The following is a 25001-nucleotide window of genomic DNA, read 5'->3' on the forward strand; positions in this document are numbered from 1 at the left end:
TGCTAGGACCATCGACATGGGGGTACAACGGACCGGGATTGTCGCGAAGATGAAGCGGCGTGGCGGCCGCGGCGACCAGTCGCCGCTGGGCACGTGGTTCTGGGACATCGACCGGATGCTCCTGCTGCTGACGCTGTTCCTGATCGCGATCGGCCTGATCGCCGTCGCCGCGGCGTCGCCCGCGACCGCGGTTCGCTATTCGGGCGAGCATCACAAGCTGACGCCGCTTTACTATTTCTGGCGACAGCTGATCTGGGTCGGCGTGTCGATGCCCGTGCTGTTCGGCGTGTCGATGATGCCCGTGTCGATGGCGCGGCGGATGGCATTGACCGGGGCGGTCGTGCTCGTCGCGATCCTCGCGGTGACGCCGTTCGTCGGCGCCGAGGTCAATGGCGCGCGGCGCTGGATCGGCTTCGGCTTCGCGCAGTTCCAGCCGTCCGAATTCCTGAAACCGATGTTCATCGTCACCGTCGCGTGGCTGTTGTCGCTGCGCGCGAAGGACCCCGAGCTGCCGACCGTGCTGATCACCGGTGCGCTGACCGGCGCGATCGCCGTCCTGCTGATGCTCCAGCCCGATTTCGGCCAGACGATCATCTATTGCACGGTCTGGATGGCGCTGTTGATGATCGCCGGAACGCCGCTGCGCGTAATGGCCGGGCTGGTCGCGTGCGTTCCCGTCGGGCTGGGGGCGGCGTACATGTTCTATGGCACCGCGCGGTCGCGGATCGACGCGTTCCTGTTCCCCGGCGTCGACGGCGAGGGCGCATCGGATCATTTCCAGACCAATGCCGCGCACCATACGCTGACCGCGGGCGGCTGGACCGGGACGGGGCCGGGCGGCGGCGTCGCGAAGTTCGGGCTGCCCGAGGCGCACACCGACTATATCTTCTCGGTGATCGGCGAGGAATTTGGGCTGATCGCGTGTTCGGTGATCGCGGTGACGTTCCTCGCGATCGTCGTGCGCGTGTTCGTCAAGCTGCTGGACGAGCAGGATGAATTCAAGCTGCTCGCAGCAGCGGGACTGGCTACGCAGTTCGGCGCGCAGGCGCTGGTGAGCATGGCGGTCAACACCGGCCTTGCGCCGTCAAAGGGCATGACGCTGCCGTTCATCAGCTATGGCGGGTCTTCGATGATCGCGTTGTCGATCGGCATGGGGTTGCTGCTGGCGTTCACCCGGCGCAATCCGTTTCTCACGCGGAGCCCGTATGTCGTCCGCTGGAGTGGGGAATGAGTGTGAATCAGCGTCCGAGGCATTTCGTCCTGGCAGCCGGCGGGACCGGCGGACACATGGTGCCGGCAGCGGCGCTCGCGGCCGAACTGACCAAGCGCGGCCACCGTGTCGCGTTGGTCAGCGACGAGCGCGGCGTACGGTTTCCGGGCCTGTTCGAGGGAATCCAGACGCATGTCCTGCCAGCCGGCCGCCTTGGCGGCGGGCCGCTCGGCTGGGGCAAGGCGATGCGCGAGATGTGGCGTGGCCGGACGATGGCGCGCGAGCTGTACCGCACGTTCAGGCCCGCCGCCGTGATCGGGTTCGGCGGCTATCCCGCGCTGCCCGCGCTGCTTGCGGCGTTCGCGGACAAGATCCCGACCGCGGTGCATGAGCAGAATGCGGTGCTGGGGCGGGTCAACCGCTTCGTCGCGCGCCGCGTCGATGCGATCGCCACCTCGTCCGAGCCGACCGAGCGGCTGGCGCCCAAGCTGCTCGGCAAGACGCATCTGGTCGGAAATCCGGTGCGCGAGGCGGTGCTGGCGCTGCGTACGCGCCCGTATCCACTGCTCGAGGAGGACGGGATCTTCCGGATCCTCGTGACCGGCGGAAGCCAGGGGGCGAGCATCCTGTCGCAGGTCGTGCCCGACGGTCTGGCGATGCTGCCGGTGACGCTGCGTCGGCGGTTGCAGGTGACGCACCAGGCCCGGATCGAGGATATCGACGCGGTCCGGAAGAAATATGCCGAACACGACATTCCCGCCGAGCTCGCGACGTATCTTCCCGACATGCCCGAGCAGCTTGCCTGGGCGCATCTGGTGATCGCGCGGGCGGGGGCGTCGACGATCTCTGAGCTGACCGCTGCGGGGCGTCCGGCGATCCTCGTTCCGCTGCCGGGCGCGACCGACGATCACCAGACCGCGAACGCGCGCGAGATCACGCGGGCAGGCGGCGCGCGGACGATCGCGCAGGGAGACTTTACCGCAGTGGAACTGGCCAAGCAGATGCAGAAACTCGGGCTCGACCCGGCCGCGTTGCAGAATGCGGCGGGACGCGCGCGCAGTTGCGGGCGGCCCAATGCCGCAAGCGATCTGGCGGATCTCGTCGAGAGTCTCGACGCGCCCGTGTCGCGGGTTCCGGTCGGTGCGCCGTCCAAGCCAAAGGCGCAGTTCGCATGAAGGGTGTCGCAACGGATATCGGCACGATCCATTTCGTCGGGATCGGCGGGATCGGCATGTCGGGCATCGCCGAGGTGATGAAGAATCTCGGCTACCGCGTGCAGGGATCGGACGTGGCCGAGGGTTATGTCGTGCAGGGCCTGCGCGACAAGGGGATCCCGGTGGCGATCGGCCATGCCGCGGCAAATATCGGCGATGCCGCGGTGGTCGTCGTCTCGACCGCGATCGTGCGGTCGAACCCCGAGGTCGAGGCGGCGCTCAACGCGCGCGTGCCCGTGGTGCGGCGTGCGGAGATGCTCGCCGAACTGATGAGGCTGAAGTCGACGGTTGCCGTTGCTGGCACGCACGGCAAGACGACGACGACGTCGATGGTCGCGGCGTTGCTCGATGCGGGCGGCGTCGACCCGACCGTCATCAATGGCGGCATCATCAACTCCTATGGCTCGAACGCGCGACTGGGTGCGAGCGACTGGATGGTGGTCGAAGCGGACGAGAGCGACGGCAGCTTCCTGCGGCTCGACGGGACGATCGCGGTCGTCACCAACATCGATCCCGAGCATCTCGATCATTACGGATCGTTCGACGCGGTGAAGGATGCGTTCGTCGAGTTCGTCGAGAACGTGCCTTTCTACGGCGCGGCGCTGCTGTGCCTCGATCATCCCGAGGTGCAGGGGATCCTGCCGCGCGTGCGCGACCGGCGGATCGTGACCTATGGCTTCTCGGCGCAGGCGGACGTGCGCGGTGTCGAGGTGACGCCGATCCCGGGCGGGAATCGCTTCGACTGCGTGGTGCGGACGCGCGACGGCGCGACGCGGACGATTGCGGGGATCGAGATGCCGATGCCCGGGCGGCACAACGTCCAGAACGCGCTGGCCGCGATCGGCGTCGCGCTGGAGCTCGGCATCGAGGATGCGACGATCCAGCAGGGCTTCGCCAAGTTCGGCGGCGTGAAGCGGCGGTTCACCAAGGTGGGCGAGGTTCCGGTCGAGGGTGGCGGCGTGGCGATCATCGACGATTACGGGCATCACCCAGTCGAGATCCGCGCGGTGCTGGCCGCCGCGCGCGAGGGGGCGAAGGGGCGCGTGATCGCGGTCGTGCAGCCGCATCGCTATTCGCGGCTCGGCAATCTGATGGAGGATTTCCAGACCGCGTTCAACGACGCGGATCGCGTGCTGGTGACTCCCGTCTATGCGGCGGGCGAGGCGCCGGTCGAGGGCGTCGATGCGGCGGCGTTGGTCGAGGGGTTGAAGCGGCGCGGGCACCGGTTTGCGGGCGTGGTCGCGGATGCGGACGCGCTGGCGGTCGAGCTGGCGGCGACGATCGAGGCGGACGACATGGTCGTCTGCCTTGGCGCTGGCGACATCACGAAGTGGGCGGCCGGGCTGGCGGATGCGATCGCGGTCGAGCGTGCGAAGGTGCCGGCGTGAGCTCTGCGTCTCCTTGTGTCCCCGCGAAGGCGGGGACCCAGACTGGGCTCCCACCGTCGCGGGAGAGCATCAGGGGGAGCGTCGAGGCTGGTGGGTCGCTCGCGGACTTTATCTGGTTTCGGACCGGTGGGCCGGCCGAGTGGCTCGTGCGGCCTGCGGATGTCGCGGATCTGGCCGGGTTGTTGAAGACCCTCGATCCTTCGACGCCGGTTCTGCCCGTCGGCGTTGGCTCCAACCTGATCGTTCGTGACGGGGGTGTGCCGGGGGTCGTGGTGCGGCTGCCCAAGGCTATGGCGAAGGTGTCGGTTCAGGACGGTCGCGTCCGCGCAGGGGCGGGGGCGATGGGGATTACGGTTGCCAGCGCCGCGCGCGATGCGGGGATCGCCGGGCTCGAGTTCCTGCGCGGGATTCCGGGAACGGTGGGCGGTGCTGTGCGGATGAACGCGGGGGCCTATGGGCGCGACGTCAGCGATATCCTGATCGAGGCCACCGTCGTCACGCGCGACGGCGCGGTCGAGACGTGGCCGGCGGCGCGGTTCGGTTATGTGTATCGGCATTCGGACCTGCCCGCGGGCGCGGTGGTGGTCGAGGCGGTGTTCGCGGGCACGCCCGGCGAGCCTTCGGTCATTGGGGCCGAGATGGACCGGATCGCCGCCGAGCGCGAGGCGTCGCAGCCGTTGCGGTCGCGGACGGGCGGATCGACCTTCAAGAATCCCGAGGGGCACAAGGCCTGGGCGCTCATCGACGCGGCCGGGTGTCGTGGGTTGACCCGCGGCGACGCGCAGGTGAGCGAGAAGCATTGCAATTTCCTGCTGAACCTCGGGTCCGCGTCGAGCGCGGAGATCGAGGCGCTGGGTGAAGAGGTACGGGACAAGGTGAAGGCGCATTCTGGGGTGACGTTGGAATGGGAAATCCAGCGGGTGGGTGTCGCCCGTCATCCTGACGAAAGTCAGGATCCAGAGCCAAAAGCGGCGCGCTCGGTAACTCTGGATCCTGACTTTCGTCAGGATGACGGGGGGGTGGCGAAGTGAGCGGTCCTCTTCACATCGCGGTGCTGATGGGCGGTTGGTCGGCGGAGCGTGAGGTCTCGCTGATGTCGGGCGATGGCTGTGCCGATGCGCTGAAGTCGCTCGGGCACCGCGTCACGCGAATCGACATGGGGCGCGACGTTGCCGCCAGGTTGGCCGAGGCTCAGCCCGATCTCGTGTTCAACGCGCTGCACGGGACGCCCGGCGAGGATGGCTCGGTGCAGGGGCTGCTCGACCTGATGGGGGTGCGCTACACGCATTCGGGGCTCGCGACGTCGGTGATCGCGATCGACAAGGTGCTGACCAAGCTGCTGCTCGTGCCCGCAGGGATTCCGATGCCGGGCGGGCGGATCGTCAAGTCGGCGGACCTGTTCGAGGGCGACCCAATGGCGCGGCCTTATGTCCTGAAGCCGGTCAACGAAGGGTCGTCGGTCGGCGTCGCGATCGTCACCGATAGCAGCAATTACGGCAACCCGATCGCGCGCGACGCGGTCGGGCCGTGGATCGATTTCGAGGAGTTGCTCGCCGAGCCCTATATTCGCGGGCGCGAGCTGACGACCGCGGTGCTCGGCAACCGTGCGCTCGGCGTCACCGAGTTGAAGCCCAAGACGGGCTGGTACGACTATGAGTCGAAATATACCGACGGGATGACCGAGCATGTCTGCCCGGCGGAGATCCCCGACGAGATCGCCGACGCGTGCAAGAGCCTCGCGCTCGAGGCGCACCGGTTGCTCGGCTGCAAGGGCGCGTCGCGGTCGGATTTTCGCTGGGACGACGAGCGCGGGGTCGACGGGCTGTTCCTGCTCGAGGTGAACACGCAGCCGGGGATGACCCCGCTGAGCCTCGTTCCCGAACAGGCGCGGCATATCGGCATGAGCTATGCCGAACTGGTGCAGGCGATCGTCGACGAGGCGCTGGCCGATCATCCGCTGGCGCAGGCCGGCGCGCCATGAGCCGGACGATCAAGCGCGGACCGCCGCCCAAGCGGCCCGCCCCGCGGCGGAAAGTCGCGGTCAAGAAGGTGTCGGTCCTCGACCGGTTGGTTGGAATGCTGCCCGTCAGCGAGGAGACGCTCAAGAAGATCGCGACCTGGTCGATCCTCGGCGCGGGCGGCGCGGTCGTGATCGCCGCGGCGACGTGGATCGGGATCCCGGGGATGATCGGCGGCGCGATGGCCGAGGGCGCGGGGCGCGCGGGCTTCAAGGTCGACCAAATCGAGGTGACGGGGCTCAAGCGGATGGACCGGATGTCGGTCTATGCGGTCGCGCTCGACCAGCAGTCGCGCGCGATGCCGCTCGTCGATCTCGAGGCGGTGCGGCAGAAGCTGCTGCGCTATGGCTGGATCGCGGACGCGCATGTGTCGCGGCGGCTGCCCGACACGCTGCTCGTCGATATCGTCGAGCGGACGCCCGCGGCGGTGTGGCAGGACAATGGCAATTTGACGCTGATCGATGCGTCGGGCGTATTGCTCGAACCCGTGCAGCCCGATGCCATTCCCAATCTCCCGCTGGTGATCGGGCCGGGTGCGGATCGGCAGGAGGCGTCGTATCAGGCGCTGCTGGGCGCGGCGCCTGCGCTCAAGCCGCGCGTGAAGGCGGCGACCTGGGTTGGCAATCGCCGCTGGGACCTGACGTTCGAGAGCGGCGAGACGCTGGCGCTGCCCGAGGACGGCGCACCGCGCGCGCTGGTGAAGTTCGCCGAGCTGGACGGGGCGCGGCCATTGCTCGGGCGCGGCTGGATCCGGTTCGACATGCGTGATCCGACCAAGCTGGTCGCGCGCAAGCCGGGCGCAAGCCTCGCGCACAGCGTCGACGTGCCGGCACCGGTGACGAGCGAGACGAATTCGAGCGACATACAGACGACTCCGTCGCAAACGGCGGGCGCGGGCGCAACGGGCGGGGAGGGATGACATGGCGAAGGTGGCACCGGAAGGGCTGATCACGGCGCTCGATATCGGGTCGTCGAAGGTTTCGGCGATGATCGCGCAGAAGGGGGACGGGGGCGAGCTGATCGTGCTCGGCACCGGCCAGCGCGAGAGCCGCGGCGTCAAGCGCGGCTATATCGCCGACATGGCGACGACCGAGGCCGCGGTGCGCGAGGCGGTCGAGCAGGCCGAGCGGATCGCGGGGATCAACATCGAGAATGTCTGGGTCGGGTTCTCGGCGGGCGGGCTCGTGTCCGACGTCGCCGAGGTCGAGTTCGAACTGGGCGGCCACCGTGTCGAGCAGCAGGATATCGATGCGTTGCTCGCTGCGGGGCGCAATTCGATCGATCCGCAGGGACGCATGGTCCTGCACGCGCAGCCCGCGCTCTACACGCTCGACGGGCTGACGGGGGTGAAGACGCCGCTCGGGCTGCATGCCGACCGGCTGGGCGTCCATATCCATGTCGTTGCAGCGGACGGCTCGCCGGTGCGCAACCTCGACCTGTGCGTGCGCTCGGCGCATCTCGAGGTGAAGTCGATCATCGCCTCGCCGGTCGCGACGGGGCTCGCGTGCCTCAGCGACGAGGAGCGCGAGCTGGGCGTCGCGCTGGTCGAGATGGGGGCGGGGATCACCAACGTGTCGCTGTTCGCGGGGGGTATGCTCGTCGGGCTGACCTCGATCCCGATCGGCGCGCAGGACATCACCGACGACATCGCGAGCGCATTCGGGACGCGGCGGCAGAATGCCGAGCGGATGAAGTGCTTCCACGGATCGGCCAACGCCTCCCCGCGCGACAATCACGACATGATCCCGGTCATGCCGATCTCGGCCGAGGACGGCGCGGGCGAGGGCGCGCAGATCACCAAGGCGCAGCTGATCGGCGTGATCCGCCAGCGGCTCGAGCATCAGATGGGGGAGGTGCGCAACGCGCTGACCACGTTGAAGTTCGAGGGGCCAGTCGGGCGGCAGGTCGTGCTGACCGGCGGCGGCGCCGAGCTGAAGGGGATCGCGGATTATGCGCAACAGGCGCTCGGACGCTCGGTTCGGATCGGCCGACCGCGCGGATTGACCGCCCTGCCAGAGGCGCATGGCGGACCGGCGTTTGCGACGCTAGCGGGACTGGCCTTCTATGCGGCGACCGATCCGGTCGATCTGCGCGGGATCGCGTCGCAACGGACGATCGTCCACCGGCCGAAGGGAATCGGGATGGTCCGCAAGTTGATTCAGGCGGCCCGCGCGAATTATTAAGAGTTTCGAAGCGGCTGGCGCTATTTCGGCTGGAACAGCCGGTGGCGTTGGTGCACACAGGTTAATCAGGGGCCCGGCCGTAGCGTATCACCGGGATGGGCGGAGAAGCAGGCGATGAGCATCGAATTCCTTAGTCCCGAAGTGGACGAGCTGGCCCCCCGGATCGCAGTGATCGGGGTCGGTGGCGCGGGCGGTAACGCGATCGCGAACATGATGAGAGCGGACGTGCAGGGGGTCGACTTCCTCGTCGCCAACACGGACGCACAGGCTCTCAAACAGTCGACCGCACCGCAGCGGATCCAGCTGGGGACCAAGATCACGCAGGGTCTCGGCGCCGGCTCGCGTCCCGAGATCGGCCGCGCGGCCGCCGAGGAGACGATCGACCAGCTCGCCAAGATGCTCGAAGGCGCACACATGTGCTTCATCACCGCAGGCATGGGCGGCGGCACCGGCACGGGCGCGGCACCGGTCATCGCCAAGGCGGCGCGCGACATGGGCATCCTGACCGTCGGCGTGGTCACCAAGCCGTTCGCATTCGAGGGCAACCGTCGCGCCAAGTCGGCCGATGGCGGGATCGAGGAACTGCAGAAGTACGTCGATACGCTCATCGTCATCCCGAACCAGAACCTGTTCCTGATCGCCAACGCGAACACGACCTTCAAGGAAGCGTTCTCGATGGCGGACGAGGTGCTGCAGCAGGGCGTGCGCAGCATCACCGACCTGATGGTCATGCCGGGCCTCATCAACCTCGATTTCGCCGACGTCCGTTCGGTGATGCAGGAAATGGGCAAGGCGATGATGGGCACCGGCGAGGCGAGCGGCGACAACCGCGCGCTGGAGGCCGCGCAGAAGGCGATCTCGAACCCGCTGCTCGACGGCGTCAGCATGCAGGGTGCCAAGGGCGTCATCATCTCGATCACCGGCGGCGACGACATGCGCCTGCTCGAGGTCGACGAAGCCGCGAATCACATTCGCGACCTGGTCGATCCCGATGCCAACATCATCTGGGGCTCGGCGTTCAACCAGGAGCTCGAGGGCAAGATCCGCGTCTCGGTCGTCGCGACCGGGATCGACGCGGACGCCAAGCCCGCCGTCGCACCCGAGCCGACGCGCTCGTTCAGCTTCGGCATGGGGCGCAAGAATGACGAGACCACGTCCTTCCGCCCGAGCGATGCCGCGGGCCAGTCGACGGGATCGTCCCCTGCGCCGATCGCCGCCGATGACGAGCTACTTGACCTGTCGAGCGCCGACGCGGTGAACGACGGCGGCAACGGCGACGAGCTCGTTCTCGGCAGCGAGACGATCGTGCAGGCCCCTGCGGCGCAGCCCCAGGCCAAGCCGCAGCCGGCACCCGCGCCGGCGCCGGCGCAGCCGATGGCACGCGCGCCCCAGCCCCAGGCACCGAGCTATACGCCCGCACCGCGGGCCTATGCCGATGACCGCTACGCGCCGGCGCCCGCCGTGCCGTCGACCCCCGCCGCACCGCAGTCGGCGTCACCCGTGACGCCGCAATCGGCGCCCGCGCCGACGCCTGCCGCGGACGAAGGTGGTGCACGTCGCCGCTGGCTTGCGCCCGGCGCCGAAGGTGCACCCGAGGGTGTCCCGGCGGCACCGCGCGTCAAGCTGGGCGGCACGTTGTTCGAGCGGATGTCGAACGCCGCTCGTGGCGCAGCCAAGGACGACGTCGACACCGCGCCGCAGGATCCGCTCGATATTCCGCGGTTCCTGCATCGTCAGAACAACCAGTAGGACTTTTCGCGGCAGGCGCGCCGGTTCACCGCCGGCGCGCCCCGCTTCGGCGCGCTGCCCGCAACCGGATATTGCCGGTTGAGACGCGTTGGGGTCTAGCAACGGGCTTCCCATGACTCGCTTGTCCCATCACATCCTGACCGCCAGCCTGGCGCTCGTGCTTGCCGCCGTTCCACAGGCGGTTGCAGCGCAGGAGGTCGTCCAGCCGCTGCCCGGGACGACCGACGCGGATCGGCTCGCGGATACGATGCGGCAACTCGCGTCCAATCCGCGCAACGTCGATGCGCTCGTGCGGGCGGGCGAATTGTCGCTGGGGCTTGGCGATCTGAGCGGTGCCGCGGCGTTGTTCGCGCGCGCCGAAAAGGTCGATCCGCGCAACGGCCGGATGAAGGCGGGGATGGCGTCGATCCTCGTCCGGTCGGAGCGGCCGGGGCAGGCGCTGCGCTATTTCGCGCAGGCCGAGGCGTTCGGATTGCAGCCGCGCTTTTTCGCCTCGGATCGCGGACTCGCCTATGACCTGATCGGCGAACAGGATCGCGCGCAACGCGACTACCGTGTCGCCCTGCGCGATGCGAGCGACGACGAGACGATCCGCCGCTATGCGCTGTCGCTTGGCATATCGGGGAAACGCGACCTCGCGCTGAAACAGCTCGATCCGCTGGTCCTGAAAAAGGATCGCGGAGCGTGGCGCGCGCGCGCGTTCATCCTGGCGATGAGCAACGATCAGCGCGGCGCGGAGACGATCGTGACGACGATGATGCCCGGCGCTGCGGCGCAGGGGCTGCAACCCTTTTTCCAGCGGCTGCCGACGCTGTCGCCCGCCGATCGCGCGTTCGCGGTGCATTTCGGTGAGGTGCACACCACGCCGCAGCGGATCGCCGATGCGCGGCTGACGCCGGCCTTGCCCGTCATGGGCGTCGATCCGACCGCACCCGTGATGCTCGCTCAGGTTCAGCCGCAGGTGGTGCCGCAGGCGACGGCATCGGCGAATGCCGGTCGACGGGAGAAGTCGCGTGACCGTCGCGAGCGGCGGGCCTCGCCCGGGCGCGTCGAGATGGCGGCGGCCGTGCCCGTGCCCGTGCCGGTGCCTGCAACCGTCGCGCCGACAGCCGCGGCTGGCGTATCGGCAACGGGCAGCGCAGCCGGTACGCGCGTCGCCTCGACGGCGGGTGTTGCATCGCCGGCACCGTCCACACCGGCCGCATCGACGCCTGTAGGCGGCGCCACGCAGCTCGCGAGCGTGCAGCCGCTTCCCCGCGCGACGGCGCCCGTGACGACGCCGACGCAGTCCAGCTCGGTCGTCGCCTCGGCGTCGCCGTCGTCGTCGCCCGCGCCCGTATTCGTCCAGCCACTGCCCGTGCGGCCACCCGTCGCGCTGGCGACTGCGCGGCCGTCGACCACGGTGTCGACGCCGACGCCATCGGGTACGCTGCCGGAGACATTGACCGCGCAGATGGCGGCGCTGCCCGCGTCGTCGGCAGGCACGCCGATCGTGTCGCGCGCGGGCGCAACCGTGGTCGCTGCCGAACCGGTCGCGTCCACGCCTGCGCAGGTGGCTGCGGCGTCAACGCCGACGCCAACGCCGACCCAAATCGCCACGACGTCGCCGACGCCCGGCTTCACGTCGGCCGCTCCGGTCGAGCTTGCAGCAAACACGACGCGTATGCCGACCCGAGCGGTTACGGCGAGCGAGGACTCGATCCTTGCGCGTATCGTCGCCAGCCTGTCGATCCCGGCATCCGAGCTCGACGTTGCGCCGCTTGCACGCTCCTCCGCGGCGCAGCCCGCGGCGGCTGCGGGAGCAGCTCCCGTACCCGACGACGGAGCGCGCGTGGTCGCCGAAGCACAAGCGAAAGCCGCGCGCGACGCGCTGGCCGATCGTGCGGCGGCGGACGCGCTCGCAGTGACGAAGGCGGCCGAGGCCAAGGCTGCGCGCGCCAAGCTTGCCGCGGACAAGAAGGCCGCCGACCGCAAGGCCGTGGCGGACAAGAAGCTGCTCGCCGAGAAGAAGGAAGCCGCCGAGAAGAAGGCGATCGCTGACAAGGCAGCGGCGGAGGAGAAGCGCATTGCGCGTGCCAATCCCGAGCGGATCTGGGTCCAGGTGTCGACCGGCGCGACCGAGGGTGACCTTCCCAAGGCGTGGAAGGGCGTAAAGGCCAAGGCGCCTGCCGTGGTCGGTACGCGTGGGGGCTGGACGACACCGTGGCGCGCGACGAACCGCGTGCTGGCCGGGCCGTTCAAGACTGCGGCCGAGGCGCGGACGTTCGTCAACGCGCTCGCCAAGGAAGGGGTCTCGACCTTCTCCTTCACCAGCGACGCGGGTCAGGTCATCACGAAGTTGCCCGCGAAGTGAGGCCGCACGCGCCCTGGGCATCGGACCCGGCGCGCAGCAAAGGTCGGCTTCACGAGGAACAGAACGGGACCGTCCGTGGTCCGCGCGATGCATTCCAGCGCGACCGCGACCGGATCATCCACTCGATCAGCTTTCGCCGGCTGCGTCACAAGACGCAGGTCTTCATGGCACCCGACGGCGATCATTTCCGCGTCCGCCTGACGCACAGTCTCGAGGTCGCGCAGATCGGTCGTGCGGTCGCGCGGACGCTGGCGCTCAACGAGGATCTGACCGAGGCGCTGTGCCTGGCGCACGATATCGGCCATCCGCCGTTCGGCCACGCTGGCGAGGACGCACTGAAGATCGCGCTGACGGGGCGGGGCGGGTTCGATCATAACGGGCACACGCTGCGCACGCTGATGGAGATCGAGCGGCCCTATCCGCGGTGGAACGGCCTGAACCTGACCTGGGAGACGCTCGAGGGGCTGGCAAAGCATAACGGGCCGGTGCGGCATCCGGGCTGGGCACTGCGCGCGGCGGACGACGCGTTTCCGCTGGCGCTCACGAGCTTCTCGTCGCTCGAGGCGCAGGTCGCGGCGATCGCGGACGACATCGCGTATGACAATCACGACATCGACGACGGATTGCGCGCCGGACTGCTGACGCTCGACCAGCTGATGGCAGTGCCGCTGATCGCGCGCGGCTGGGGCGACGTCTGCGCGCGCTTCCCGGACGTCGATCCGAAGCGGCTGATGGGCGAGCTCGTCCGGTCGCAGATCGGGACGATGGCCAACGACCTGATCGCGGAAACGCAGGCGCGAATCGCGGCGAGCGGCGTGGGGAGCGTCGAGGACGTACGTGCGGCGGGGCAATGCCTGGTCGGGTTCTCGGCCCAGATGCGCGAGGAGGAACGCGACCTCAAGCGCTTCATGTACGCCAATCTCTATCATCATCCGCGCCAGATCGCCGCGGCGGAAGCGGCGCACGGGATCGTGACGGGGCTGTTTGCGGTGTATCACGACGATCCGCGCGCCATCCCCGAGGAATGGCGCGAACGCCTGCCCGAGAGCGATCCCGACCGGAGCCGGCACATCGCCGACTTCATCGCGGGGATGACCGATCGCTATGCGATCTCGCGGTATCAGGCGTTGATCGGACCGATCGACCTGCCCGAGGGCTTCTGAACCGGGCGCGCACGAAAAAGGGGTGTGCGACGCGTGTCGCACACCCCTTTGTCATGCCAGATGGCGCGGTTCAGCGCGCGACGGCAGCGATACCGCCAGCGGCGCCGGTGGCTTCGGTCGTCTTGAACGCGACGGGGACGCCGCCCGACACGCCCGACACGCGGTTGCCGTTGACGACGAGGCGGAACGCCTGGCCCGAGGGATAGCGGCGACCGCTGATCACCTGACGGCCATGGTCGACGTTGCTCGTGTAGACATAGGTGTCGCCCTCATGGACGAACGACTGCTTGCCCTCGTCGGCCATGCCGATCGTCGAGGTCAGTGCGGCAGCGGCGGCGGCCAGGATGTATACGGTCTTGCGCATGGTCTGTGCTCCGTCTTCCAGGGGTGTCGGGCGGGATCGTTCCAGCCCGACTGTCATGCCCAAAGATATTGCGGTGCAGCATGGGTCGCAAATGCAAAGGAGTCCGTCGCGGTTGCACGTCGTGCACGGAAAGCGGCGGGTGCGAGCACCGGCGGCGCTCCGCGGGGGGCGCGAGGGATGAATTGAGCGTGGGAAGCGTTTGGGCTAGAGCGCCGGGCTGAATATTTACTTCTTTACGATACCGGAATTGCCATGACGCTCTACACCCGCTTTGCCGCGCATATCGATGCGGCGCTCGATACGCTGACCGAGGCGGGACTCCTGCCGGCCGGGCTCGATCGCAGGAACGTGACGGTCGAGCCGCCGCGTGACGCCAGCCACGGCGATCTCGCGACGAACGCGGCGATGGTGCTCGCCAAGCCCGCAAAGACCAACCCGCGCGTGCTGGCGGATGCGCTGGTCGTCGAGCTCGGCAAGATCGACGCGGTCGAAAGCGCGAGCGTCGCCGGCCCGGGGTTCATCAACATGAAGCTCACGGACGATTCCTGGCGCGACGAGCTGGCCGCGGTACCCGTCGCGGGCGCGGATTATGGCCGCTCGACGCAGGGCGCGGGGATCACGGTCAACATCGAATATGTCTCCGCCAATCCGACGGGGCCGATGCACATGGGGCATTGCCGTGGCGCGGTGGTCGGCGATGCGCTGGCCAGCCTGCTCGAGTTCGCCGGGCACCGGGTGATCCGCGAATATTATGTCAACGATGCGGGCGGGCAGGTCGACGTGCTCGCGCGGTCGGTGCACCTGCGCTACCGCGAGGCGCTCGGCGAGACCGTCACGATCCCCGAGGGCCTGTATCCCGGCGATTATCTTGTGCCGATCGGGCAGGCGCTCGCGGCCGAATATGGCGACCGGTTCGTCGATGCGCCCGAGCGTGACTGGCTGGCGACGTTCCGGACGCGCGCCGTGGCCGCGATGATGGTGATGATCCGCGCCGACCTCGCGCTGCTGGGCATCGAGCACGAGGTGTTCTCGTCCGAGGCGGAATTGCAGGCGCTCGGCAAGCCCGAGGCGGCGGAGGCCGAGTTGCGGTCGCGCGACCTCGTCTATGACGGCGTGCTCGAGGCCCCCAAGGGTGAGATGGCGGACGATTGGGAACCGGTCGAGCTGCCGCTGTTCCGCTCGACGCAGTTCGGCGACGATCAGGATCGCCCGATCAAGAAGTCCAACGGGTCATGGACCTATTTCGGCGCCGATCTCGCCTATCATTTCCAGAAGAGCCAGACCGCGGACCAGCTGATCGACATCTGGGGCGCGGATCATGGCGGGACCGTCAAGCGGATCGTCGCGGGCATCGCGGCACTGACCGGCGGCAAGACGCGGTTCGACGTCAAGCTCGTCCAGATGGTGCGGCTGCTGCGCAACGGCGAACCCGTCAAGATGTCGAAGCGGTCGGGCAATTTCGTCACGCTCGCCGACGTCGTCAACGAGGTCGGCAAGGACGTCGTGCGCTTCACGATGCTGACGCGCCGCTCGGACGCGCAGATGGACTTCGACTTCGCCAAGGTGGTCGAGGCGTCGAAGGACAACCCGGTCTTCTACGTTCAGTACGCACACGCGCGGATCGCTTCGCTGCACCGGCGCGCGGCAGAGGCGGGAATCGCGGAAATCGAGGCAGACCTGTCCCGGCTTGATACGGACGAGCTCGCTCTCATGAAGCTCGCCAGCCAGTTTCCGCGGATCGTCGAGACCGCGGCAACCGCGCGCGAGCCGCACCGGATAGCCTTTTATCTCTATGACTTGGCAGCAGCCTTCCACGCATTGTGGAATGTCGGGAACGACCGACCCGATCGCCGCTTCCTCGTCGTCGAGGATCCCGGCGCGACCGCGGCACGGCTTTTCCTTGCCGACGCAATCGGGCAAATCATCCGCAACGGCCTGGCAATCATGGGCGTCGAGGCGGTTTCGGAGTTGAATTAATGGCCGACGAAATGGACCTTCGCGACGAGGATCGCCTTCCCTGGCTTGAAACCGTCGAGCCCGACGACCGTGAGGGGCCGTCGGCCGCGCGCGTGGTCGCGCTCGTCGTGCTCGGGCTGGGCGTACTCGCGGCGATCATCTTCGGGGTCTATTCGTTGCAGAACCGCGCGCCGACCGGCGACGGACGGCTGATCGCGGCCCAGGAAGGACCGTACAAGGTCAAGCCCGACGATGTCGGCGGGCTGAAGGTCAATGGTGAGGGCGACAGCGCGATCGCGACCAGCGCGGGCAAGGGCGCGGGCAATGGGGCGATCGACCTGACCGGCGTTCCCGAGGCGCCCGTCGCGGGAACGCGCTCGACGGCAAAGGTCGCGGAACCGAGCGGTGAAGCCGGGCGCAATGCGGTGGCGCAGGTGCCCGAATCGGGCGGCAAGCTCGTCGCCGCGGCGCCGCTGCGCGCCAAGCCGGCGGCTGCGGGGACGGCTGCGGGAGGGTCGCTGGTTCAGCTCGGCGCGTTTCCAAGCGCGGCGGTGGCGAATGCGGCCTGGACCAACTTTTCCAAGCGGTTCAACTATCTGGCACCGCTCGCCAAGTCGGTGGAACCCGTCGCGCGTGGCGGCAGCACGCTGTACCGGCTGCGCGTCGACGCGGGCAGCGCGAACCAGGCGGCGGACATCTGCGGGCGCCTGCGCGTCGCGGGCGAGACCTGCTTCGTCGCGAGCTGAGGTCTGCCGGTCGAACGGCATGACGGGTTTAGCGTGACGCACCGGGAGTGAGTGGGTAGATCGGCGGGCATGAAGCCCGTCATCTTCGGCCTGTCCGGCCCCGTGCTCACCCCCGACGAACGCACATTCTTCGCCGAATGCGAGCCCGCAGGCTATATCCTGTTCCGGCGCAACGTCGTCGATCGCGCGCAGGTCCGTGCGCTCACCGATTCGCTTCGCGCGCTCGCAGGGCGCGACGATCTGGCGATCCTGATCGACCAGGAAGGGGGCCGCGTCGCGCGGATGGGTCCCCCCGAATGGCCCGCATTTCCGGCGGGCCCGATATTCGATGCAGCCTATGACCGGGCACCGATGACCGCGATCCAGGCAGCGCGGGCGAACGCGCATGCGCTGGGTCTGATGCTCAGCGAGGTCGGGATCACTGTGGATTGCCTGCCGCTGCTCGACGTCGCGCAGCCGGACACGACCGAGGCGGTCGCGACGCGGACCTATGGGTCGGACCCGATGCGCGTCGCGGCGCTGGGCCGCGCGACGCTCGAAGGACTTGCGGCGGGCGGTGTCGTCGGCGTCGTCAAGCATATGCCGGGGCATGGCCGAGCACGCGTCGACACGCATCATCACCTCCCCACCGTCACTGCGACCGACGTGGAACTCGAAGTCGACATCGAACCGTTCCGCACGCTCAACCGCGCGCCGATGGGAATGACGTCGCATATCGTGTTCGATGCCTGGGACGCCGATCGTCCCGCGACGCTGTCACCGGTCGTGATCGAGCGCGTCATCCGGGAGCGGATCGGCTTCGACGGACTGTTGATGACCGACGATATCGACATGAAGGCACTGTCGGGAACCGCGGGCGAAAAGGCCGCGGGGGCGATCGCGGCGGGATGCGATCTGGTCCTCGACTGCTGGGCGCGCATGGACGAGATGATCGAGATCGCGGGACGGCTCGGCGAGATTGCGGACGTGTCGCGCGCCAGGCTCGATCGCGCGATGGCGTCGGTGGGGCGCGCGACGGGGGACTTCGCCGAGATGATCGCGACGCGCGACGCCTTGCTCGCGCGGGTCTAGGCGCGCCTCGAGCGGCTCGGCTAGCGATCGTACTGACGCCGTCGACCCGGACGCTGGCGACAAGCCGGCTGCATGCGGCGCGTCGATGGTGTAGGCCGCGGTCATGGACGATCCACAGCTGACGCTCGATCTGGAGGGCTGGGAAGGGCCGCTCGATCTGTTGCTGTCGCTCGCGCGGGGGCAGAAGGTCGATCTTCGGGCGATCTCGATCCTTGCGCTGGTCGAGCAGTATCTGGCGTATGTCCGCTCGGCGCGCGTGCTCAAGCTCGAGCTTGCGGCGGATTATCTGGTGATGGCCGCGTGGCTCGCCTATCTCAAATCGGCGCTGCTGCTGCCGCGCGATCCGCTGGCCGAGCCGGATCCCGAAGCGATGGCGGCGCGGCTGCAGCGACGGCTCGAACGGCTCGATGCGATGCGGGAGGCGGGTGCGCGGCTGATGGCACGCGACCGGATGGGGCGCGACGTGTTCGTACGGGGCGCACCCGAGGGGCTGAAATCGATCCGCACCGCGGCGTGGCGCGTCGATCTCTATGAGATGCTGGAGGCGTATGGACGTGTCTCGGCGCGGAGCCGTCCGGTCATGCACGTCGTCGCGGACCGTGCGGTCATGACGCTCGAGACGGCGCTCGGGCGGGTATCGGCGTTGCTCGGCGAACGGATCGACTGGAGCGAGATCGCGAGCTTCCTGCCCGATGCGGAGTTGCGGCTGCGGCGGTCCGCACTGGCGTCGAGCTTCGTCGCCGCGCTCGAGCTTGCGCGGCAGGGGAAGGTCGAGCTACGCCAGACCGAGCCCTTTGCGCCGCTGTATCTCAGACGGTGCGGATGAGCCCGCCCGACGCGGTGACGCGCGCGGTGGAGGCGGTGCTGTTCGCGGCGGAGACTCCGCTGACGATCGATGCGATCCGCGGGCATGTCGGTGGCGCGGCGGGGGACGTCCGCGCGGCGCTCGACCGCCTCGTCGCCGATTATGCGGGACGCGGCGTCGGACTGGTCAGGCGCGGCGAGCGCTGGCATTTCGAAACCGCCGCGGACATGGCGCATGTCGTGCGGCATACGCGCGAATCGCCGCGCCGGCTGAGCCGCGCCGCGACCGAGACGCTTGCGATCATCGCCTATCACGAGCCCGTCACCCGCGCCGAGATCGAGGCGATCCGCGGCGTCCAGATCTCGAAGGGCACGCTCGACGTCGTGATGGAGGCGGGCTGGGTCCGGCCTGCCGGGCGCCGCGCGGTGCCGGGGCGCCCGCTGTTGTTCGCGACGACGCCGGCGTTCCTTGCACATTTCGGGCTTGCCAGCCGCGCGGACCTGCCCGGAATCAGCGACCTTCGTGCCGCGGGGCTGCTCGATCCGGTCGATTGTGCCGAGGAAGAGCGTATCGAGGGCGCGAACCGCGAAAGCGCTGTGGCAAACGCGGACGATGACGCCTAGATAGTAACCGGTCTTAGGAGAAATATCATGGGTGGTTTCAGCCCTATCCACTTGCTCGTTCTTGCGATCGTCGCGATCCTGCTGCTCGGTGGTGGTCGATTTTCCAGCCTGATGGGCGATGTCGCCAAGGGCGTGAAGAACTTCAAGAAGGGCATGGCCGAGCCCGACGACGACGCGACCGCCAAGCCGTCGGCACGCATCGAGGCGCAGAAGGCCGCCGACCCCGCGTTCGATCGCGACGGCAATCGCGTTCGCGAAGAGCGCTGAGCGTCGGTTGACGCGGCTAGTTTCGATGCGTCCAGACAGGCGGGACTGAATGTTCGATATCGCTCCCTCCGAGTTCCTGCTCGTGGCCTTTGTCGCGCTCGTCGTGATCGGTCCGAAGGACCTGCCCAAGGCAATGCGCGTGGTCGGCTATTGGGTCGGCAAGGCGCGTGGCGTCGCCCGGCAATTCCGGTCCGGCTTCGATTCGATGGTCCGCGAGGCCGAACTCGAGGAAATGGAGAAGCGCTGGGCCGCCGAGAACGAGCGGATCATGCGCGAGCATCCGCCGACCGAGCCGGCCAAGGATGATGACGTCGCGGCGATTTCGTCGCACGGCACGCAGGATCCGGTCGATCGACCCGCGGACGATCACAGCGGTGATCCGGTGATGGTCGAGAAGCCCGTGGTCGCGCCCGCAAGGTCGATGGACAGCCTCGACCTGTTCGAGGACGCGCATGCGACCGATGCCCCGGCCCCCGACACGTCGTCTGGCAAGCCCCGCGCCGGTGCGAAGGGCGAAACGCCCGCCGCGACGTCCGACATCGCCCCGTCGTGACCGTCGAAGAATTGCAGCCTCGAATGCCGAGAGCCTAACCGCATGAGTGAAATCGACGAAAGCCGGGCGCCTTTGCTCGACCATCTGATCGAGCTGCGTCGACGGCTGCTCTACTGCATCGCCGCGCTGGTGGTGACGTTTGGCATCGCGATGTATTTCGCCGAGGATATTTTCGGGTTCCTCGTCCATCCGCTGCTCGCGGCGGGGCAGGACACGGTGATCTACACCGAGATTTTCGAGGCGTTCTTCGTCCAGGTGAAGGTCGCGTTCTTTGCCGCGATGATGCTGTCGTTCCCGGTCATTGCGAACCAGCTGTGGCAGTTCGTTGCACCGGGTCTGTACAAGAAGGAGAAGCGTGCGCTGCTGCCGTTCATCCTCGCGACGCCGGTGCTGTTCCTAACGGGCGCCGCGATGGCGTATTACATCGCGATTCCGATGGCGTTGCACTTCCTGCTGGGGTTCGACGGTGTCGTTGGCGGCGTGAAGCGCGAGGCGCTGCCCGCGATCGGCCATTACCTGTCGTTCACGATGCAGTTCCTGTTCGGCTTTGGCCTCGCATTCCTGCTGCCCGTCCTGCTGATGCTGCTCGAGCGTGCGGGCATCGTGACGCGTCAGCAGCTCGTCGGCGCGCGCCGCTATGCGATCGTTGCGGCCTTCGCGATCGCCGCCGTGCTGACCCCACCGGACATCGGCTCGCAGCTGCTGCTCGCGATCCCGCTCGTCATCCTGTACGAATTCGCGCTTATCGGGATATGGTTCACCGAGCGGAGCCGCGAGAAGGCCAAGGCGCTTGAGGCGGATGAGGAAAGCACCGATCTCGTTCCCTGACCGCGCGTCGCGCGCGGTGTCCCCAGGCAAACAAAAACGGGGCCCGGTGCATGTGCACCGGGCCCCGTTTCGTTTTAAGCGCAAAGGCTTACTTGGCGTCGCTCGCGGTCTTCGCAACGGTGCGGCCCGCCGAACTCACGTCCTTGCCCGCGCCTTCGACCGTGTTGCATGCCGACACGACCAGAGCACTGGCAACAATCGCCAATCCAACCAACTTACGCATGATATTCCTCCTAGACGGGCTTGATGCCACCGACAGGTCAAATGTCCGGGCTGCATTTTCGTTCCGACGCCGGAACCAGACAAATGCCGCGACATGACCCTGTACGATAAAGGCCCGGAAGCATCACCGGGGGGGGGGAGGGTGATACTTCCGGGCCTATGACTTGGATAGCGAGAGCGGGGGGGCATAATGTCGCTATCCGAAGTGTAGAACGGCGGCGGTGGTCGTCGGTTCCGGCGGTCGTGAGGAATTTTTTAAGGCGCCGGATTTAGCGTCTTCAGTCGCGTCCGATCACTGCGAATGCGATCTCGTAGGCGCCCACCAGCGGGTCGTGGTGAAGCGCGGATCGCAGCTGGCGCGACAACCCCTCCATGACGCGGCCATAACGCTGCGACGCCTCGCGGAGCGCATCGCTCTCGATCAGCGCACGCGAAATGACGCGGAGCACGGCGCGGTTCGGATCGTCGCCGGGCTTGATCGAGACCCGGATCTGCGCCGCCGGATCGCAGCTCATCGCCAGCTCGATCGTCTCTGTGGCGAGGAACGCCACCGCGACCGCGACGTCCTGGTTGACGAGATAGGGATCGACGTCGAGCGTGATGCCGAGCCCGTGCGACCGGCTGGAGGCGGTGGCGCGGATGTTCGACGACAATTCGCCCAGCATCGTCCTGAGGTTCAGCCCACGGTTTTCCTCGAGTTCGGCGAAGTGGTTCCGGTGAACCACCGCCAGCGCATCGACGCGGCGCTGGATCGAGGAATAGGCATCGGTTGCGTCGTCGCTGCGTGCGCTGCGGGCGTGGAAATTGATCAGGCTGGAGATGACCTGGAGGTTGTTCTTGACCCGGTGGTGGACCTCGCGCGTCAGCTTGGTCTGCCGGACGAGCCCTGCCGCGAGCCCGGCCTCGTGCGCCGCAACCGTCTGGCTGATCGACTGGAACGTGTCGCCAAGTTCACGGATCTCCTGCGCCGGCAGCGCGCGCACCGTGCCCGTATCGATGACCTCGCCGGGGACATAGGCTGCGACGGCTGCGCGAAGCTGGCGCAACGGGCGGATCAGCAGGCGGTCAACGACGAACCAGCCGATCCCCGCCGCCGCCGCCCACATCAGCAGCGGAAGCAGCATCGCGATGACCAGCGACGAGGTGATTGGCGCGCTGCGGACGCTGGTGCGCAGCGCCAGTCCCGCGACGCCGAGATCGGTGCGCATCGTTTCCATGCGGTCGAGCGGTGCCTCGTCCGAAATCATCTCGAGCCGCAGCGCGTCCTGGCCAAGCACGAGCGCGCTGCTGAAATCGAGCGTGTTGGTCGACGGGCGGCCTATCCGTTCGAGAAACATCCGGGGAAAATAGGCACGCGCCGAGGTGTCGCCGCCGGGCCCGGTGATCGCAAGCACGAGTCCGCGGTCGGGCAGGATCGCGGCCTCGACCGGGTTCGACACTGCGTTCAGCGCGACCGGATCGGGAAGCGCCTGGCCACAGAGCACGCGGCCGGCGCGGTCGGTGATGACGAAACGGGTCCCCGCGGAGGATTGCTGCGCGAAGACCCCCTGTGCGCGGGCGCAACTCGGCGCGTCGGCGGGGTCTGAGCCCAGGGCGTTTACCGCGACGCGCAGCGCGGTCATGTCGCCGATGAGTTCGATCGCGATCGCGCGCGCGCTTTCGGCTGCGGCAACGCGCAGGCGTGCGCGCGCCTCGGCGTCGACGACACGCGTCGTCTGGAGCGTGGCGAACACCGCGATCAGCGCCAGCGGCAGCAATGCCGCGCTGAGGATCAGGAAAAGCTTCGCCCCCGTCGGCAATCGTCCCAGCGATGCGGACAAGGCCGAGCGCTGTCGTGGAGCGGGAGCGGGGAGATCGCCCCCATCAAGGTCAGGGGCGGCCGGGGATTCGAAACGCGGTGGCGATGAGGGCGAGGCCATCCGGCCCGCCGTCAGTCTAGCTTGCCGAGCAGCGCGAGAAACTCGTCCGGAACGGCCTCTTCAACGGTTTTCTGATAGACCGAGCGCAAGGCGCTGCCCATCTGCCGATCCTTGTCGGCGGTGGAACGGGGCGTCTTGCTTGCCGGGGTCTTCTGTTGCGTGTCGTGGCCCAAACTCAAACTTCCCCCTGCACGACGCACGTTACGTTGGCGAGCATGTGATGGCGAATGCGCACCGGACGCGACGCGACAGGCACACACTCGTAATATTGTTCGTGAAACCAAATAGCCTCTCGATGGTTCCCCGTTCGAGCGAAAAATCGACACCGTCGTTACGAAAGGGCACAACCCGGACGAGATTGCGACGGACGAAGGCTCGTGGCGCATTACAATGGCGGCGTTCCAGTCGGGGCGTCGTACCGATCAGGGAGTTACCAATACCCATGTCGCTTGGACAGCAACTTGCCCCGCATCTTCCTTTTTTGCGGCGCTACGGCCGGGCTCTGACCGGCAGTCAGAGTCATGGCGACAAATATGTGCGCGCGACGTTGGAGGCCATCGTCGCGGCACCGGAAGAATTTCCCAAGGACGTCGACCCTCGTCTCGGCCTGTACCGGATGTTCCAGGCGATCTGGGCCTCGGCCAATTATGACGAAGTCGCCGACGAAGGCCCCGGTGACATGGACGGCCAAGCGGCGGTCGCCCGTGCCCGCATGTCGCGGATGACGCCGTTGTCGCGTCAGGCCTTGTTGCTGACCGCGATGGAGGGCTTCACGCCCGAGGACGCGGCGTATTTGATCGACGTCGAGCCGAGCGAAGTCGAGGAACTGGTCACCGAGGCGCTTGCCGAGATCGAGAACCAGACGCGTGCACGCGTGCTGATCATCGAGGACGAGCCGATCATCGCGATGGATATCGAGACGATTGTCCGTGATCTGGGTCACGAAGTGACGGGCGTTGCAGTGACGCGCGACGAGGCGGTCGCGCTGGCGATGGAAGAGCGTCCCGGCCTCGTGCTGGCAGACATCCAGCTGGCGGACGACAGCTCGGGCATCGATGCGGTGAAGGACATCCTCGCCGAGTTCGAGGTTCCGGTGATCTTCATCACCGCGTTCCCCGAGCGGCTCCTGACGGGCGAGCGGCCGGAGCCGACGTTCCTGATCACCAAGCCGTTCCAGCGGTCGACCGTGAAGGCTGCGATCAGCCAGGCGCTGTTCTTTGACCAGGCGACTGTTCCCGGCCTCTAAGCTGGCGCTTTCATCGAGCGGCATGGCCCCGAGAGGTCGTGCCGTTCGATAAGTTTCGAAGGTTACGGACCCAAAACGGTCCCTGGTCGTTTGACCGAAATGGCTGATCCAAACGAACCGATCCATGTCGATGGCGAAGACGCTCGCGCAGGCGCAACGCCGCACATGACGCGGTATATCCTCGCGATATCCCTCGTCCTTGTCATTGCGATCTTTGCTTTTCTGGTCATTCGATAGCATATGACGACAGGTGCGGGGCGGTGTTTGCCGATCCGTGCTGCCATGGCGGCTGGCTTTCGGGCACAGTCGTCCTAACGAGACGATCGGAATTACATGATACAGTCTGCTCAGCGTGACGACGAGGTCGACGCCGGTGAGGCCGAAGTCGCGCCGCTCGAGCACGTTTCGCTTTCGGATGCCGAGTTCAAGGTTCAGCTCGCACAGGTGATTCCGCATCTTCGCGCGTTCGGGCGTTCGCTGTCTGGCAGCCGCGATCTTGCCGATGATCTTGTCCAGGAAACGCTGTTGAAGGCATGGGCCGCACGTCTGCGTTTCCAGGCCGGCACGAACATGCGCGCTTGGACGTTCATCATCCTGCGCAACCTGTATCTGTCGCAGATGCGTCGCGCGCGCTTCAAGGGCGAATGGGATGATCTGGTCGCGGACCGTATCCTCGCGGCACCCGCCAGCCAGGATCGTCACGTCGAACTGGGCGACATGCAGCGTGCGCTCATGCATCTGCCACAGCCGCAGCGTGAGGCGCTCATTCTCGTCGGCGCCGGTGGCTTCGCGTATGAAGAGGCGGCGGAGATCTGCAACGTCGCGGTCGGCACGATCAAGAGCCGTGTCGCACGTGGTCGCGTTGCGCTCGAAACCATTCTGACCGACGGGTCGCTTCCCTCACGCCGTGATCACGAGACCGATGCGAGCAAAAGCGCGCTCGACTCGATCATGGGTGATGTCGAGCATTTGAGCCGCGGCCGTTAATCTGTTTGTCGGATAGGTCGGGTATCGGTCGATCCGACGTTTCTCGATCTCTAGTGCGCGCGGTGCGGCGCGTCGTCGAGTTGGTCGAGAAGCGCGGCGAAGTCCCGGGGCATGGTCGACGGACGACCGTAGACGC

24 protein-coding genes are annotated in these 25001 nt (G+C 67.5%); 20 read left to right on the forward strand and 4 right to left on the reverse strand.

Translation table 11 applies throughout. The features are described 5' to 3' along the window. Positions 1 to 16 precede the first annotated feature (16 nt). The 10 genes from AC0CH3_RS01120 (at position 17) to AC0CH3_RS01165 (ending at position 13278) form a co-directional block, all read left to right on the forward strand. Positions 17 to 1231 (forward strand): FtsW/RodA/SpoVE family cell cycle protein, encoded by a 1215-nt coding sequence (locus tag AC0CH3_RS01120; protein ID WP_354301459.1) that lies wholly within the window; start codon positions 17 to 19, stop codon positions 1229 to 1231. Next, positions 1228 to 2385 carry an undecaprenyldiphospho-muramoylpentapeptide beta-N-acetylglucosaminyltransferase gene (gene murG, locus AC0CH3_RS01125; RefSeq protein WP_354301461.1) on the forward strand — a complete coding sequence of 386 codons (1158 nt, stop codon included), beginning with the start codon at positions 1228 to 1230 and terminating at the stop codon, positions 2383 to 2385. The genes AC0CH3_RS01120 and murG overlap by 4 nt, the downstream gene beginning before the upstream one ends. After that, complete coding sequence (murC, locus tag AC0CH3_RS01130; RefSeq protein WP_354301463.1) at positions 2382 to 3812, forward strand: UDP-N-acetylmuramate--L-alanine ligase; 1431 nt, start codon at positions 2382 to 2384, stop codon at positions 3810 to 3812. Before murG ends, murC begins: the two co-directional genes overlap by 4 nt. Positions 3813 to 3880: 68 nt before the next feature. Further along, positions 3881 to 4843, forward strand: coding sequence for a UDP-N-acetylmuramate dehydrogenase (gene murB / locus AC0CH3_RS01135; protein WP_354302077.1), 963 nt, complete (start codon positions 3881 to 3883; stop codon positions 4841 to 4843). Next, positions 4840 to 5793 carry a D-alanine--D-alanine ligase gene (locus AC0CH3_RS01140; protein ID WP_354301465.1) on the forward strand — a complete coding sequence of 318 codons (954 nt, stop codon included), beginning with the start codon at positions 4840 to 4842 and terminating at the stop codon, positions 5791 to 5793. The genes murB and AC0CH3_RS01140 overlap by 4 nt, the downstream gene beginning before the upstream one ends. Next, positions 5790 to 6749 carry a cell division protein FtsQ/DivIB gene (locus AC0CH3_RS01145; RefSeq protein ID WP_333994343.1) on the forward strand — a complete coding sequence of 320 codons (960 nt, stop codon included), beginning with the start codon at positions 5790 to 5792 and terminating at the stop codon, positions 6747 to 6749. Before AC0CH3_RS01140 ends, AC0CH3_RS01145 begins: the two co-directional genes overlap by 4 nt. A 1-nt stretch (position 6750) precedes the next feature. Further along, on the forward strand, positions 6751 to 8013 hold the full coding sequence (gene ftsA, locus AC0CH3_RS01150; RefSeq protein ID WP_056016117.1) for a cell division protein FtsA: 1263 nt from the start codon (positions 6751 to 6753) through the stop codon (positions 8011 to 8013). Between the two features lie 114 nt (positions 8014 to 8127). Then, positions 8128 to 9762 (forward strand): cell division protein FtsZ, encoded by a 1635-nt coding sequence (gene ftsZ, locus AC0CH3_RS01155; protein WP_465237470.1) that lies wholly within the window; start codon positions 8128 to 8130, stop codon positions 9760 to 9762. A 112-nt stretch (positions 9763 to 9874) separates the two neighbouring features. Beyond that, complete coding sequence (locus tag AC0CH3_RS01160) at positions 9875 to 12115, forward strand: SPOR domain-containing protein (RefSeq protein WP_465237471.1); 2241 nt, start codon at positions 9875 to 9877, stop codon at positions 12113 to 12115. After that, entirely contained in the window at positions 12112 to 13278 is a 1167-nt protein-coding gene (locus tag AC0CH3_RS01165) for a deoxyguanosinetriphosphate triphosphohydrolase (protein WP_333994335.1), read from the forward strand. The genes AC0CH3_RS01160 and AC0CH3_RS01165 overlap by 4 nt, the downstream gene beginning before the upstream one ends. Before the next feature lie 70 nt (positions 13279 to 13348). Here AC0CH3_RS01165 and AC0CH3_RS01170 read toward each other — a convergent pair whose 3' ends face one another. Next, positions 13349 to 13642 (reverse strand): hypothetical protein, encoded by a 294-nt coding sequence (locus AC0CH3_RS01170; RefSeq protein ID WP_056016105.1) that lies wholly within the window; start codon positions 13640 to 13642, stop codon positions 13349 to 13351. 252 nt (positions 13643 to 13894) lie between these two features. Here AC0CH3_RS01170 and argS point away from each other — a divergent pair, with 252 nt between their 5' ends. From argS to tatC, 8 genes are all read left to right on the forward strand, one after another. Next, positions 13895 to 15619 carry an arginine--tRNA ligase gene (gene argS, locus AC0CH3_RS01175; RefSeq protein WP_354301473.1) on the forward strand — a complete coding sequence of 575 codons (1725 nt, stop codon included), beginning with the start codon at positions 13895 to 13897 and terminating at the stop codon, positions 15617 to 15619. Further along, entirely contained in the window at positions 15619 to 16344 is a 726-nt protein-coding gene (locus AC0CH3_RS01180) for an SPOR domain-containing protein (protein WP_465237472.1), read from the forward strand. The genes argS and AC0CH3_RS01180 overlap by 1 nt, the downstream gene beginning before the upstream one ends. Positions 16345 to 16413: 69 nt before the next feature. Next, positions 16414 to 17415, forward strand: a complete 1002-nt coding sequence (locus tag AC0CH3_RS01185; RefSeq protein WP_354301477.1) for a glycoside hydrolase family 3 N-terminal domain-containing protein — start codon at positions 16414 to 16416, stop codon at positions 17413 to 17415. Positions 17416 to 17518: 103 nt separating this feature from the next. Beyond that, on the forward strand, positions 17519 to 18241 hold the full coding sequence (locus AC0CH3_RS01190; protein WP_354301479.1) for a segregation and condensation protein A: 723 nt from the start codon (positions 17519 to 17521) through the stop codon (positions 18239 to 18241). After that, a complete protein-coding gene (gene scpB, locus AC0CH3_RS01195) occupies positions 18238 to 18843 on the forward strand; it encodes an SMC-Scp complex subunit ScpB (protein WP_354301481.1) in 606 nt (201 codons plus the stop codon). Before AC0CH3_RS01190 ends, scpB begins: the two co-directional genes overlap by 4 nt. Before the next feature lie 27 nt (positions 18844 to 18870). After that, positions 18871 to 19110 (forward strand): twin-arginine translocase TatA/TatE family subunit, encoded by a 240-nt coding sequence (locus AC0CH3_RS01200; protein ID WP_354301483.1) that lies wholly within the window; start codon positions 18871 to 18873, stop codon positions 19108 to 19110. A 49-nt stretch (positions 19111 to 19159) separates the two neighbouring features. After that, positions 19160 to 19663 carry a Sec-independent protein translocase protein TatB gene (gene tatB / locus AC0CH3_RS01205; protein WP_082445731.1) on the forward strand — a complete coding sequence of 168 codons (504 nt, stop codon included), beginning with the start codon at positions 19160 to 19162 and terminating at the stop codon, positions 19661 to 19663. A 42-nt stretch (positions 19664 to 19705) separates the two neighbouring features. After that, on the forward strand, positions 19706 to 20491 hold the full coding sequence (tatC, locus tag AC0CH3_RS01210; RefSeq protein ID WP_354301485.1) for a twin-arginine translocase subunit TatC: 786 nt from the start codon (positions 19706 to 19708) through the stop codon (positions 20489 to 20491). An 88-nt stretch (positions 20492 to 20579) separates the two neighbouring features. Here the strand turns inward: tatC and AC0CH3_RS01215 are convergent, their stop codons facing one another. The 3 genes from AC0CH3_RS01215 to AC0CH3_RS01225 form a co-directional block, all read right to left on the reverse strand. Continuing rightward, a complete protein-coding gene (locus AC0CH3_RS01215; RefSeq protein WP_056016086.1) occupies positions 20580 to 20714 on the reverse strand; it encodes an entericidin A/B family lipoprotein in 135 nt (44 codons plus the stop codon). Between the two features lie 277 nt (positions 20715 to 20991). After that, positions 20992 to 22632 carry a sensor histidine kinase gene (locus AC0CH3_RS01220; protein ID WP_465237473.1) on the reverse strand — a complete coding sequence of 547 codons (1641 nt, stop codon included), beginning with the start codon at positions 22630 to 22632 and terminating at the stop codon, positions 20992 to 20994. Between the two features lie 11 nt (positions 22633 to 22643). Next, positions 22644 to 22805 (reverse strand): NepR family anti-sigma factor, encoded by a 162-nt coding sequence (locus AC0CH3_RS01225; RefSeq protein WP_156350073.1) that lies wholly within the window; start codon positions 22803 to 22805, stop codon positions 22644 to 22646. A gap of 269 nt (positions 22806 to 23074) precedes the next feature. Between AC0CH3_RS01225 and AC0CH3_RS01230 the strand changes: the two genes are divergently transcribed. Then, complete coding sequence (locus tag AC0CH3_RS01230; protein ID WP_465237474.1) at positions 23075 to 23878, forward strand: response regulator; 804 nt, start codon at positions 23075 to 23077, stop codon at positions 23876 to 23878. 333 nt (positions 23879 to 24211) lie between these two features. Further along, positions 24212 to 24865: a sigma-70 family RNA polymerase sigma factor gene (locus tag AC0CH3_RS01235; RefSeq protein ID WP_056016074.1), complete on the forward strand. Its 654-nt coding sequence runs from the start codon at positions 24212 to 24214 to the stop codon at positions 24863 to 24865. The last annotated feature ends 136 nt before the right edge of the window (positions 24866 to 25001 follow it).

The sequence above is a fragment of the Sphingomonas sp. AC449 genome, assembly GCF_979253475.1.